Source organism: Cryobacterium sp. 10I1 (assembly GCF_035019805.1).
In the GTDB taxonomy this organism is placed as follows: domain Bacteria; phylum Actinomycetota; class Actinomycetes; order Actinomycetales; family Microbacteriaceae; genus Cryobacterium; species Cryobacterium glucosi.
In genome coordinates this window covers 1-13,443 of sequence record NZ_JASJVF010000075.1, presented here as the reverse complement: position 1 = coordinate 13,443, position 13,443 = coordinate 1, and the positions used below count along the sequence as shown (strand labels likewise).

10 protein-coding genes and 1 pseudogene are annotated in these 13,443 nt (G+C 68.0%); 4 read left to right on the top strand and 7 right to left on the bottom strand.

Annotated elements, in window-relative coordinates:
• Window positions 1-265: 265 nt before the first annotated feature.
• Window positions 266-703, top strand: a complete 438-nt coding sequence (locus QN345_RS08870; protein WP_322189486.1) for an Rv3235 family protein — start codon at window positions 266-268, stop codon at window positions 701-703.
• Here the strand turns inward: QN345_RS08870 and QN345_RS08865 are convergent.
• Window positions 690-1,382: a TetR/AcrR family transcriptional regulator gene (locus tag QN345_RS08865; protein WP_323508579.1), complete on the bottom strand. Its 693-nt coding sequence runs from the start codon at window positions 1,380-1,382 to the stop codon at window positions 690-692. The two genes, QN345_RS08870 and QN345_RS08865, sit on opposite strands and share 14 nt — an antisense overlap.
• Window positions 1,383-1,486: 104 nt before the next feature.
• Here QN345_RS08865 and QN345_RS08860 point away from each other — a divergent pair, with 104 nt between their 5' ends.
• On the top strand, window positions 1,487-3,013 hold the full coding sequence (locus tag QN345_RS08860) for an MFS transporter (protein WP_134449758.1): 1,527 nt from the start codon (window positions 1,487-1,489) through the stop codon (window positions 3,011-3,013).
• A 26-nt stretch (window positions 3,014-3,039) separates the two neighbouring features.
• Here the strand turns inward: QN345_RS08860 and secA are convergent, their stop codons facing one another.
• The 6 genes from secA to mtrA form a co-directional block, all read right to left on the bottom strand.
• Complete coding sequence (secA, locus tag QN345_RS08855) at window positions 3,040-5,862, bottom strand: preprotein translocase subunit SecA (RefSeq protein WP_134449757.1); 2,823 nt, start codon at window positions 5,860-5,862, stop codon at window positions 3,040-3,042.
• Between the two features lie 173 nt (window positions 5,863-6,035).
• Window positions 6,036-6,743 (bottom strand): ribosome hibernation-promoting factor, HPF/YfiA family, encoded by a 708-nt coding sequence (gene hpf, locus QN345_RS08850; RefSeq protein WP_134449756.1) that lies wholly within the window; start codon window positions 6,741-6,743, stop codon window positions 6,036-6,038.
• Between the two features lie 99 nt (window positions 6,744-6,842).
• Window positions 6,843-7,577, bottom strand: coding sequence for a ComF family protein (locus tag QN345_RS08845; protein ID WP_322189485.1), 735 nt, complete (start codon window positions 7,575-7,577; stop codon window positions 6,843-6,845).
• Between the two features lie 97 nt (window positions 7,578-7,674).
• Complete coding sequence (locus QN345_RS08840; RefSeq protein ID WP_322189484.1) at window positions 7,675-9,423, bottom strand: LpqB family beta-propeller domain-containing protein; 1,749 nt, start codon at window positions 9,421-9,423, stop codon at window positions 7,675-7,677.
• On the bottom strand, window positions 9,416-11,125 hold the full coding sequence (mtrB, locus tag QN345_RS08835; RefSeq protein ID WP_134449753.1) for an MtrAB system histidine kinase MtrB: 1,710 nt from the start codon (window positions 11,123-11,125) through the stop codon (window positions 9,416-9,418). The genes QN345_RS08840 and mtrB overlap by 8 nt, the downstream gene beginning before the upstream one ends.
• 7 nt (window positions 11,126-11,132) lie before the next feature.
• Window positions 11,133-11,813, bottom strand: coding sequence for an MtrAB system response regulator MtrA (gene mtrA / locus QN345_RS08830; RefSeq protein ID WP_134449752.1), 681 nt, complete (start codon window positions 11,811-11,813; stop codon window positions 11,133-11,135).
• A 135-nt stretch (window positions 11,814-11,948) separates the two neighbouring features.
• Here mtrA and QN345_RS08825 point away from each other — a divergent pair, with 135 nt between their 5' ends.
• Together QN345_RS08825 and QN345_RS08820 are read left to right on the top strand one after the other, a co-directional pair.
• A complete protein-coding gene (locus QN345_RS08825; RefSeq protein WP_322189483.1) occupies window positions 11,949-13,100 on the top strand; it encodes a hypothetical protein in 1,152 nt (383 codons plus the stop codon).
• Window positions 13,097-13,443, top strand: a pseudogene (locus QN345_RS08820) (DUF4129 domain-containing protein); the annotation flags it as partial. The gene QN345_RS08825 and the pseudogene QN345_RS08820, both read left to right, overlap by 4 nt.

The window sequence follows — 13,443 nt, the reverse complement described above, 5'->3', positions numbered from 1 at the left end:
CCCATCAGCCGGTGCCGCAGCGATAACCGGCCGAGCCGGAGCCGTTCCTCTTCCGCGCGCAGCTCGAGGTCCTCGGCGTTCAGCTCGTGTTCGAGCTGTCCCTCGAGGTCGTCGAACAGGTTGTCCCAGCGCACACACACGACGCTAACTCGCCGCGAACCGGCCAGCCGGGTTATCCACAGGACATATAAGCGCTCGACACCGCGGGCATCCGCTGGTTGAGTAGCGAACCTGCACCTCAGCACCCGGAACCCCCGGAGGAGTCATGAGCGATTCAGTCGGCAAGAGTGAGCAGGCGAGCGCCCGAGCGGAGCGGTTCGCCGAGGAAGATTACTTCGGGCAGCAGCCGAGTTCCCGCGGGCAACTGCCGGATCCGGAGCCGCTGCTCATCAACCTCACCCGGTGCGTGATCGAGGTGCTCTCCGGGGCCCGCGAACTCGACCAGCTCGCGCGCTGGGTGAGCGACGACGTCTACCGGCACCTGCTGAAACGGGTCGTCCTCTCCAACCGGGCGCGGGCGGTCAAAGGGCTCCGGGCGCAACGGCCCACGATCTCCATCGGCAGGGTCACCATCACGGAACCGAGGGACGGGGTGGTCGAAGCCGTCGTCATCGTGCACAGCAAGGTGCGGGTGCGCGCGGTGGCGTTGCGCCTCGAGGGCCTCGACAACCGCTGGCGGGCCAGCGCGGTCAACGTGCTGTGACGGCAGTATCCCCTGCAGCTCGCGACTCCGGGTCCGCGCCGGCCGCCGGACCGGCACCCAGGCCCACCGCGGGAAGGATCACCCCGTCGATCAAGGAGATCAGGAATTCCCTGTCGATGGTCTTGCGCTCGAACAGGATCCGCATGGAGGCCATGGCCGTGGTCACTGTCGACAGGTTGTCGATGTCGCAGCGCGACGAGATCTCGCCGCGCTCGACGGCCCGGCGCAACAGGAAGCGCTGCGCGGTCACCCGGGGTTCGACGACGGAGACGCGGGCGGTTTCGGCGAGCTCGGGCGAGTGGGCGAGGAGGGACATCAGGCCGGCGATGACCCGGAGCTTCTTCTCGCCGTCCTCGATCGAGTGCGGCTTGATCATGGCGATCAGGTCCCCGCGCAGCGTGCCCGTGTCCGGGAGTTGGGACAGGTTCAGGTCACCGTTCTTCATGCACGCGACCGCGTCGATGACAAGTTCGCCCTTCGAGGGCCATCGCCGGTAGAGGGTGGCCTTGCCCGCTTTGGCCCGGGCCGCGACCATGTCGATGGTCATGCCCTCATACCCGCATTCGGCGAGCACGTCGACGGCAGCGGCGAGGATGTCGGGGTCGCGGGTGTGGTCCCGTCTGCGTCCGAGCTTGACGGGCTCCGTCTCCTCGGCGGGATCGAGCTGCGTCGTCGCCACACTCACCACTTTCTGATCGAAGTCTTCTGATCGAATGTTACCCGGAGGTAAATTCAGGAACTGTTAAGATCCGGAACTCCACAGTATCGTATATAGTCGCCTTCATGCCAAAGACTTCCGCCACTTCGTCCACTCTAACGAGCACGCCCGTGCCGCATTCCCGGCGCTGGTGGACCCTCAGCACCGTCGCCCTCGCCCAGCTCATGGTCGTACTCGACTCGACCGTGGTCAACATCGCCCTGCCCTCCGCGCAGACCGACCTCGGCTTCTCCAACGGAGACCGCCAGTGGATCATCACCGCGTATTCCCTCGCGTTCGCGAGCCTCCTCCTGCTCGGCGGACGCCTGTCCGACCTGATCGGCCGGAAGCGCACCTTCATCATCGGACTGATCGGCTTCGCAGCCGCCTCGGCACTCGGCGGTGCGGCAGGCACCTTCGGGCTGCTCGTCGGCGCCCGGGCCCTGCAGGGCGCGTTCGGCGCCCTCCTCGCCCCGACCGCCCTCGCCGTTCTCACGACGACGTTCACCATTCCGAAGGAACGCGCCCGTGCCTTCGGGATCTTCGGAGCGATCGCCGGTGCCGGCGGCGCCGTCGGACTGCTCCTCGGCGGCTTCCTCACCCAGAACCTCGACTGGCGCTGGAACCTCTACATCAACATCCCCATCGCCGTGATCGGGGTGATCGGTGCGATCGTCTTCGTCGACCACCTCGAGCGCACCGGCCCGCGCCCGAAGCTCGACATTCCCGGCACGATCCTGGTCTCCGGAGCCCTCTTCGGCCTCGTCTACGGCTTCTCCAACGCCGAGACCGACGGCTGGGACTCACCGCTGACCTGGGGCATGCTCGCGGGGGCCGTCGTGCTGCTCGTCGCGTTCGTGCTGTGGCAGCGCCGTGCCGCGCATCCGCTTCTGCCGCTCGTGATCGTGCTCGACCGCAACCGCGGTGCCGCGTACCTCTCGGTGCTGATCGCCGGCGCAGGCATGTTCGGCATCTTCCTGTTCGTCACGTACTACCTGCAGGTCTCACTGGGCTACACCCCGGTCCAGACCGGACTGTCGTTCCTGCCGATGATCGCCATGCTCGTCGTCGCGGCCCAGTTGTCGACGAACATCTTCGTGCCCCGGTTCGGCCCGAAGATCATGGTGCCGTTCGGCATGACGCTCGGAGCCCTCGGGATGATCTACCTGACCCATCTCGACCTGGGCAGCACCTATGCCGCCGACATACTGCCGCCCCTGATGATCCTCGGCTTCGCGATGGGCTCGATCATGCCCGCCTCGATGCAGACGGCGACGCTCGGCGTCGACCGGCAGTTCGCCGGGGTCGCCTCCGCGATGGTGAACACGAGCCAGCAGGTCGGCGGGTCGATCGGCACCGCTCTTCTCAACACGCTCGCCGCGACCGCCGCGACGAACTTCCTGGCCGCGAACACCCCGCTCACCGCTGCGGTGGCCGCGGATGCCGCAATCCACAGCTACGCGGTCGCATACTGGTGGGGCGCCGGCTTCTTCGCCGTCGGCGCGGTCCTCGCGGCGCTGCTCTTCCGGCGGATGGGCCATGGCGTGTCGCTCTCGAACCCGCACGGCACCCCCGCGGCAGCGCCCACCGAAGTGCCGCTTCCGGTGCACTAGGCACGGGTCGCACACGACGGGCGGTGCTACTTCTTGCCCTGGGCCCGACGCTCGGCGCGGTTCACCGGAACGGCCGGCGTCCCGGAGTCGCGCTGGCCGAAGGCGCCGCGACGGGGAGGACCAGCGGGAGCCGCTGACTCCTCCGCAGGGGCATCTCCTGCGTTCGCGTCCGTCTCGGCCCGGCGGGCACGGTCGGTCGCGGCCTGCTGGATCTGGCCGCGCTGGTTGCGCACCTCGACTCCGCCGGAATCGCTCGGTGCGGTGTAGCTGAGCTTGTCGGCACCGGAATCCTCACCGGGGGTGAGGCCCTTGGCGACGACGACGGGCGCGGCGACGGGATCTGGCGCCTGGTTGACCTCGACCTCGAGGTTGAACAGGAAGCCGACGGTCTCCTCGCGGATCTGGCCCATCATCTGCTGGAACATGGCGAAACCCTCACGCTGGTACTCGACGAGCGGGTCACGCTGGGCCATCGCACGGAGGCCGATGCCGTCCTTGAGGTAGTCCATCTCGTAGAGGTGCTCGCGCCAGCGGCGGTCGATCACGGAGAGCACGACGCGGCGCTCGAGTTCGCGCATGGCCGGGGAGCCGAGGCTCGCCTCGCGCTTCTGGTAGGCGACCCGAGCGTCGGAGAGGATCTCCCTGCGCATGAAGTCGCGGTTGATCCTGCCCCGGTTGCCTGCCTCGGAGATGACCTCGTCGATGGTGATGCCGACGGGATAGAGGGTTCTGAGCTCGGTCCACAGCGCGTCGAAGTCCCAGTCGTCGCCGTTGCCCTCACCGGTGTGCACGCTGAGAACCTCGTCGATCACGTCTTCCAGGAAGCGCTGGGTGCGCTCGTGGAGGTCGTCACCCTCGAGGATGTGACGGCGGTCGCCGTAGATCGCTTCGCGCTGGCGGTTGAGCACGTCGTCGTACTTGAGCACGTTCTTGCGAATCTCGGCGTTGCGGCCCTCGACCTGCGACTGGGCAGAGCGGATGGCGCGGCTCACGACCTTGGATTCGATCGCCATGTCATCGGGCACACCCTGGCGGCTCATCAGGCTCTCGGCGGCTCCCGCGTTGAAGAGGCGCATCAGGTCGTCGGTCAGGGACAGGTAGAAGCGGCTCTCTCCCGGGTCGCCCTGGCGTCCGCTGCGTCCGCGGAGCTGGTTGTCGATGCGGCGCGATTCGTGGCGCTCTGTGCCGAGAACGTAGAGACCGCCGGCCTCGACTACCTTCTCGGCCTCCTCGGAAACCTTCGCCTTGACCGCGGCGAAGACGTCGTCCCACTCGGTCTCGTATTCTTCGGGCGTCTCGATGGGGCTGAGGCCCTTCGCGTTCATCTCGGCGACGGCGAGGAACTCGGCGTTGCCACCGAGCATGACGTCGGTTCCACGACCGGCCATGTTCGTGGCGACCGTGACGGAGCCGAGGCGACCGGCCTGGGCGACGATCGCGGCTTCCCGCGCGTGGTTCTTCGCGTTGAGAACCTCGTGGCGGACCCCGCGCTTGGCGAGCAGGCGGGAGAGGTATTCGCTCTTCTCGACGCTCGTCGTTCCGACGAGGACGGGCTGGCCCTTCTCGTGCCTGCCGACGATGTCCTCGACGACCTGGCCGAACTTGGCCTCCTCGTTCTTGTAGACGAGGTCGGACTGGTCGATGCGCTTCATCGGCTTGTTGGTGGGGATCGAGACCACGCCGAGCTTGTATGTGCTCATGAACTCGGCTGCCTCGGTCTCGGCGGTTCCGGTCATGCCGGACAGCTTCGTGTAGAGCCGGAAGTAGTTCTGCAGGGTGACTGTCGCGAGGGTCTGGTTCTCGGCCTTGACCGCGACACCCTCCTTGGCCTCGATGGCCTGGTGAATGCCCTCGTTGTACCGTCGGCCCATCAGGATGCGACCGGTGTGCTCGTCGACGATGAGAACCTCGCCGTTCATCACGACGTAGTCCTTGTCCTTCTTGAACAGGGCGTTCGCCTTGATCGCGTTGTTCAGGAACGAGATCAGCGGGGTGTTCGCCGATTCGTAGAGGTTGTCGATGCCGAGGTAGTCCTCGACCTTTTCGATGCCGGGTTCGAGCACGCCGACGGTGCGCTTCTTCTCGTCGACCTCGAAGTCGACCTCGGGAACGAGCCGCTTGGTCAGGCTCGCGAACTCGGTGAACCAGCGGTTCGCCTCGCCAGATGCCGGGCCGGAGATGATCAGCGGGGTGCGGGCCTCGTCGATCAGGATCGAGTCGACCTCGTCGACGATCGCGTAGTAGTGGCCGCGCTGGACCATGTCGGCTGCCTGCCACGCCATGTTGTCGCGCAGGTAGTCGAAGCCGAACTCATTGTTCGTGCCGTAGGTGATGTCCGCGAGGTACTGGTCATGGCGCTGCGCGGGGGTCTGGCCGGAGAGGATGCACCCGGTGGTCATGCCGAGGGCACGGAACACGCGGCCCATCAGCTCGCTCTGGTAGCTCGCGAGGTAGTCGTTCACGGTGATGATGTGCACACCGCGGCTTGTGATGGCGTTGAGGTACGCCGCGGTCGTCGCGACGAGCGTCTTGCCCTCACCGGTCTTCATCTCGGCGATGTTGCCGAGGTGCAGGGCCGCCCCGCCCATGAGCTGCACGTCGAAGTGCCGCAAGCCCAGGGTGCGGGTCGAGGCCTCGCGTACGGCGGCGAACGCCTCTGGCAGCAAGTCGTCGAGCGACTCGCCGTTCGAGTAGCGTTCCCGCAGCACGACGGTTTCGTTCTTCAGCTCCTCGTCGGTGAGCTGGCTGAAGTCTTCTTCCAGCGCATTGATGGCTTTCGCATACTGCTCGAGACGACGCAGGACGCGTCCTTCACCAACACGAAGAACCTTTTCAAGGATTGAGGCCACGAATGCACTCCACTAGTCACGGCGCCGTTACGCCTGTCGTCTCGGTGAGATGAACCAGGGTCTGGCTGCTCACGCGACGGATTGAACCACGCCGGCACTGTTGTGCGCCGGTGTGCGGCAACTATAACAATGCTAGTTGGTCAGGGAGTGCACTCGACGGCCTACCGGACGCCTTACTCGGCGGCGACCCGCAACTCCTCGCTGTTCTCGGCCAGTTCGATGACGCCGTAGTCCCAGCCCTTGCGGCGGTAGACCACACTCGGCCGGTTCGTCTCGGAGTCCTGGAACAGGTAGAAGTCGTGCCCGACGAGTTCCATGAAGTACAGGGCGTCGTCGACGGTCATCGGGGCGGCGGAGAAGACCTTGCGGCGGATGACGACCGGCGTGTACACCTCGTCCGCTTCCTCCTCGGCGGCGGTGGCCGCGGCGGCCGCCTCCGACTCGGTGGGGCGGATCACCCGGATGACTCCGGTGCGCACCTCGTCGAGGGTTTCGGCGTCGGCCGGCTTGATGTCGACGACGCTGAAGTCAACGGATGCCGCGTCGTGCAGCGAGGTGGGGCGGTGCGCTCCGCCACGGTGCAGCTTCTGGCGGTCCTTGGCGCGGCGCACGCGCTCGAGGAGCCGTCCGAGTGCCACGTCGAAGGCTGCATACTTGTCCGAACCGTCCGCTTCAGCGCGGACGATGGGACCCTTCCCGATCAGGGTCAGCTCGACCCTGTCATTGCCGGTGGCTGAACCCTTTTCGCGGTTCCGGCTGAGCTTGACTTCGAGGGCGAGGGCCTTGTCGGCAAGGCCGGCGATCTTCTCAGCCTTTTCCGACGCATATGACCGGAAACGATCAGTGATCCCCAGGTTTCGTCCGACGATGTTAGTTTCCATGACGACCTCCAGATCTGGCGAACCGCCCGGTCCCGGGCGATTGGTGCGCGCCTTTAGCTCCACCGTAGCCCTGCCGGCGGGAGAAGTCACCGCAATTTGTCAATCGGTTTCTGATGAACGATGTGTGACCGGTAGGCGTCTCCGGGTTTCCGCGAGGGCGGCCACGCCCACGACCTCTCCCCCGGCGGCGAGGATGGCGCGGCGGGCTTCGAGAACGGTGGCGCCCGTCGTCACGATGTCGTCGACGAGCAGGCAGCGCACCCCGGTCAGGGAACGAAGGGCGCGCAGCGAACCGTCCCGGTTCCTGGACCTGGCGGCACGGTCGAGCCCGACCTGGTCGGCGGTCTCCCGGCCGGTGAGGACCCGGTGCGGTGCGAGTCCGGCCCGGCGGAGCAGCAGCTCGACCGGGAGGAAACCGCGCGCCCGCCAGGCCCGTCGCGACGAGGGAATCGTGACCAGGCGGATGCCGGTCTCCGCAGCGCCGCGGGACTCCACTGGTCCGCCGGACTCCACTGCGGCGAGCGCGGCCACGACCGCGGCCAGGAGCGCAGGAGCGAGCGCGGCGGCGGCATCCGTTCGCCCGCCGTCCTTGAAACTCGCGATCACGCGTCGCGGAACGCCGGCATAGTCGAGCCCCGCCCAGACCCGCAGGCCGCCGCGCTCGGTCACGCGCACGGCAGGCACCAGGAGGGCGCGGCAGGCCACGCAGAGGGCGCGGTCCGGCGCCCCGCAACCGCTGCACGCCGTGGGCAGGAGAACGGCCCACGCGTCCAGGACGGCCCGCCACGCCTCCCGTGCCGTTCGTGCCGTTCGTGCCGCACCGGTCCCGGTCATGCCGCCAGACTGCCCGACCTGACGCGAGCGCATGATCGCGAGCGCACGGCGGTGCGCGCGCGGTCGTGCGCCGGCGCTGTGGAGGACAGGCCCGCGCCTACCCGCCGATTCCCTGCTGGGTGGCCACGAGAGTCACGTCGTCGATGCGCTCCTGCCAGCCGACTCCGCGCTGCATCATCAGGCCGCCCGTTGTGGCGAGTGCGCGCACGTCCCTCAGGGTGTTGCTTCCCGTGATCGTCGCACTGCCCGGCGCTGACTCGATGCTGGAACTGACGCCGCCGAGCTGCTGGGTCACGATGCGGTCCTCTCCGCTCGGGAGCGCGACGAGGTAGGCGACCGTGAGCTCGTCGATCCAGGTGGCGTCGAGGGGGATGCCCGGGACGGACTGGAGCTGGACTTCGTCTCCGAGGGCGACAGGAACGGACTTGTCCCGCTTGATCGAGACGACCACGAAGCGGGTCTCCGTTCCAGAGGTGAGCAGCGCGATCAGCCGGGTACCGTCCCGGGACACCCGCAACGCCACGATTCCGGAGGCCTCCGGCCAGGAGGTCGGCACGGCCGTCGCATCCCCGTTCGGGCTGTAGACGAACAGCTCACCGGGACGGTTCGAGGGCACGGACCAGACGTAGCCGAAGTTGTCTACGGCCGGCGCGATGAGGCCGGGCCGCGGATCGAGCAGCTTCGCGACCTCGCCGACCCGGACGGAGGAGACCCCTGTCGCGGCCCGCGCCGCCGCGACGGTCTGCCCCGGTGAGAGGGTGACCGCCGTCGGGCCGAGCGCGACGACCTGGTCGGAGAGCCCGGGGATCGGGGTGACCGTCTTCCCTGCTGCGGACAGGAACCCGAAGGCGCCCTGACGGAGCACGAGCGCCCGGGCGTCCACCCGCGGGTTGACGATCGGGGCGTTGGCGCCGAGGTCCCCGATGTCCTGGGAGTTCTGGTTGATCGAGATCGTGACGGTGATGCCCGTGGGGAGGCTGTTTGTGAGCTGCGCCCGCATCCGCTGCAGGGTGACCCTGTCTGCGTTCAGGGCTTCGCCGTTGAGGTCGACCTTCGCGTCCCGCGAGACGACCTGCACGGCATCCGCGGTGAGCTTGGTTCCATCGGGGAACGCGCTGACAACGGCCCCGCCCAGCCACGGGCTCGGCCCGTGCAGCACTCCGTTGACGATCTTGGTCAGGGTGGCGCCCCCGCGCGGGAACCAGCGCAGGTCTGGCACCAGGAACGCGAAGCTCGAATCGAAGAAGTAGAGCGCCTGGGAGCTGAACACGTCGCTGAACGTGGTCTGGTCGACGACGGTGCCGTTCGGCGCAGCGCTGATCCGCCACTGGTCACCGACCTTCTGGAACTGGTAGCGCAGCACGACGGGCGAGGGAGACTCGACCTCGTGGTATTCACCGATCCCGTCGACGTCGGCGATGGGATTCACCGAGAACTGCATGGTCTGGCCGTCGACGGGGATGATGGTGCGCGCCGTCCCGTCGTCGACCGTCACCCCGGCATCCGCCGCCCAGGCGCCGCTGAAACCGGGGGCGAGGAATTCGCGGGCGATCGCGTAGTCGTTCTCCGGGCTGGTCTGGGCGTCGATGAAACCGCGCAGGATGCTTTCCTGGCTGGCATCGGCCTGCGGGTGCGACGGCAGGAAGACGGGTGCGGGGTTGTCCCCGGCTGCGACCGCCTGCCCGGTGCGCACGCTGCCGCTCCGGGGAATCCCCGAGCATCCGCTGAGCAGGACCGCGAGCACGAGGAGGGCTGCCAGCGTGCCCCCTGCGCGCCAGGGTCCGCCTCCACGGGTTTCCCGGGTCGCATGGATTGCACGGCGGATGCCGTCGCTCCGGTCAGTCATGGATCGCTCCCTCACCGTGTTGGGCGCCCTTGACCCCGGCCCGGCCGACCTCGCCGACCGTGAGGCGCGGCAGGGTTCCGTCGGACCCGGCGTCCTCCGGCGGCAGCGGGCTCGGCGAGCTCGTGATCTCGCCGCGCGCGGTCCGGGGCAGGGTCAGCCGGAAGCACGAGCCCTTCCCGGGGCTCGACCAGACCTGGAGCCAGCCGCGGTGCACGGTCGCGTCCTCGAGTGAGATCGAGAGGCCGAGGCCCGTGCCGCCGATGGTGCGCTTGCGGGAGGGGTCTGCCCGCCAGAACCGGTCGAAGACGTGGTTGACGTCGACCTGGCTCATGCCGAGGCCGTAGTCGCGCACCGAGAGGGCAACGGCGGACTCGTTGCTGTCGACCGAGACGATGACGGGCTTGCCCTCGCCGTGCTCGATCGCGTTGCCGATCAGGTTGTGCATGATCCGGCGGATGCGACGGGGATCGACCTCCGCGTCGAGGTGTCCTCCCGGGGCGACGAGGTTGAGCCGGGTGCCCTTGGATTCGGCGAGCGACCGCAGGCCCTCGACGGCATCTGCGGCGAGGTGCACGAGGTTCGTCGGCTCGGCCTCGAGTTCGACCGACCCGGCGTCGTATTTGCTGATCTCGAGCAGGTCCGCGAGCAGGAGTTCGAATCGCTCGACCTGGGTGTGCAGGAGTTCCGCAGTACGACCCGTCGCAGGGGGGAAGGCGGCCCGCTGGTCGTAGAGCATGTCGCCGGCCAGCCGGATCGTCGTCAGTGGGGTGCGCAGCTCATGCGACACGTCGGAGACGAAGCGCTGCTGCACCTCGGAGAGGTCGGCGAGCTCCTTGATCTGGCTCTGCAGGCTGTCCGCCATCCCATTGAACGACCGGGCGAGGGTCGTGATGACGTCGTCGCCCTTGACGGGCAGCCGCACACCGAGGTCCCCGGAGGCCAGCCGCTGGCTGGTCTCGGCCGCGACCCGGATCGGCGTCACCACGAAGCGGACCACGATCCAGGTCACCGCACCGATCAGGATGATGAGCAGGAGCCCGGCGATGCCGAGGGTTCGCTGCACGAACTGCAGTGTCGTTTCCGCCTCGCCGAGGTTGTAGCCGATGTAGAGCTCGTACCGGCCGGCGACGGGGACGGTGATCTGCGAACCGACGACGATCCCGGCGACCTGGCCGTCGTCATCCGTCGCCAGGGCCACCGACTGCCAGAACTGGGTGCCCGGCGAGCCCTGGACGGCGGTGCGCAGCTCGGGCGAGATGACCTCGGTCGAGTCGCCGAATGTCGAGAAGTCCTGGGGCACGGACGTCGACGGGTCCTGGCCGGGAACCCGGAACACGGCGACAAGCCGGCTCGAGGACGCCGCGGAAATGGCGCTCCGCGCCGAGGCAAGCAGGCTCTGCACCTGGACCCGGTCGGCCGCGTCCGAGGAATCCAGGATCCCCTGGGCCGCGCTCGTCGCCCGGTTCGAGTCGAGCTCGACCTGGCTGAGCCGGGACTGGAAGAGATCGTTGCCGACGCTCACCGAGACATACACGCCGACCATGACGATGGCGATGCCGGACAGCACGACCGTGATGGTCACGGTGCGGAACTGCAGGGAGGACCGCCAGGTGCGAAGCAGGCGGGCACGCCAGGATCTCCAGTCGCGCCAGTCCCGCCACCCCCTGCGCCATGTTCGGGCAAACCCGGTCGGTTCGGCCATGCGGAGCCTAGATGGCCGCGCCGGCCCGGTACCCGACACCGCGGACCGTCATCACGATGCGGGGGTTGTCCGGATCGTCCTCGACCTTGGCGCGGAGGCGTTGCACGTGCACGTTCACGAGCCGGGTGTCGGCCTTGTAGTGGTAGCCCCACACCTGCTCGAGCAGCATCTCCCGGGTGAACACCTGCTGGGGACGGGACGCGAGGGTGAGGAGGAGGTCGAATTCGAGTGGGGTCAGGCCGATCTGCCGGTCGCCGCGGCGCACCTCGTGCCCGGCGGCGTCGACGGTGAGGTCGCCGATCGAGAGGTTCGCGGGAGAATCCGTTGACACCGGCCGCAGCCGCGTGCGGATCCTGGCGACGAGTTCCTTCGGGTTGAACGGTTTGACCATGTAGTCGTCCGCGCCGGATTCGAGGCCCTTGACCACATCCGTCGTATCGGTGCGAGCGGTGAGCATGATGATGGGCGTTCCCGATTCGGCGCGGATCAGGGTGCACACCTCGATGCCGTCGAGGCCGGGCAGCATCAGGTCGAGCAGAACCAGATCGGGTTTGATCGTCCGGAATGCGTCGAGCGCGAGTGAGCCGTCTTCGCAGAAGTGCGGGTCGAAACCTTCACCCTGCAAGACAATGCCGATCATTTCCGCCAGCGCGGTGTCGTCGTCGACGACCAAAATGCGTGCGTTCATCCAACCGTTTTCTGCTTAGGTCACCGGAGGGAATACTCCCGGTGAGTCATGCAATCACTGACACCAGAGTAGTCGAGGGGGGCTGGCATTGCCCGTCGCGCCCGTTTCGATGCCGAGTATGCCAGCATAGGTCTCGTGACGGACCCGCAGAACTGGCACGCACCGACAGGTGACGCGTACGATCGACCGCGCTACGGCGAATACGCGCCGCCGCCGGCGTCCGGTGCACCCCAGGCCTGGGGTCCTCCTCCCGCGTGGACCCCGCCGCCGCGCCCCGGCCTCCTCCCGTTGCGGCCGCTCGGTTTCGGCTCCCTGCTCTGGGCGCCCTTCCAGGTGCTGCGGCGCAATCCCAAGGCCACGTTCGGAAGCGCACTCCTCGTGCAGGGCGCGATCCTCCTGGTCACCCTGCTGATCGTCGGCCCGGTGACGGTGCTCGCCCTCGGCAGGGTCGACAGCGCCCCGCTCGCGGACAGGGACGCGGTCCAGGCCGGCGCCAACCTCACCATCGTGTTGTCGGCGATCGTGCCGATCCTCCTCTCCGTGATCGCCTCCGCGATACTCCAGGGCGTCATCGTCGTCGAGGTCTCCCGTGCCATGCTCGGCCAGAAGCTCCGGCTCGGCCAGCTCTGGCGGGCGGCCGGCCGACGCCTCTGGCCGCTCGCACTCTGGTCCGCGATCCTCAGCGGAGCCCTTCTCCTCGGCCTGGCCATCGTCGCTGGGGTCGTCGTCGTGTTCGTGTTGCTCGGAGGAGCCGGCGTCGTCTTCGGGATCGTCTTCGGCATCCTCGGCGCACTCGGCATCCTCGCGCTCTCGGCCTGGCTGGCCACGAAGACGTCCCTCGTCCCGAGCCTGATCGTGCTCGAACGCCTCGGCATCGGGGCGGCCATCGCCCGATCGTGGTCGCTCACGAGGGGCTATTTCTGGCGCACGCTCGGAGTGCAGTTCCTTGTCGCCGCGATTGTGAACATCGTCTCGCAGATCGTCTCGACACCGCTGTCGCTGCTCGGCGGCGTCGCGGTCTCCCTCATCGACCCGACCGGCGCCATCGACTCCTGGATCCCCGTGATCGTGCTGTACGTGCTGACCATTCTCCTGAGCCTCGTACTCGGGGCCGTCGCCGCGGTGGTCCAGTCCGGCACGACAGCGCTGATCTACATCGACCTGCGGATGCGCAAGGAAGGCCTCGACCTCGACCTGCAGCGCTTCGTCGAGTCTTCCCCCGGCAACGACGCTGCCGACCCGTACCTGATCCCTGCCGGGCGGATGCCGGCGGCCCCGCAGTCATGACCGGTGCGGGGGGCACGTGGTCTGGTCCGTTCCTGGGGGGCATCCCTGTCGATCCCGATGCCCCGACGGCCACGGCCTGGTTGCGGGACGAGCTCGCCAAGCCGCCGTACCAGGCCGCGCGGCCGACCTGGTTCGACCTGGTCAGCAAGGCCTTCTTCGACTGGTTCGCTTCACTGGGCGTGCCGTCTGGCGCGGGCCTCGGACCCTGGGTCCCGCTCGTCGTGACGCTTGTCGTCGTCGCCGTCGTCGTGGTCGCCGTGCTCGTCTTCGGGTTGCCTCGGTGGAACAGGCGCAGCGCCCTGCAGCACGAGATGTTCGGCAGGAACGACGCCCGGTCCTCAGA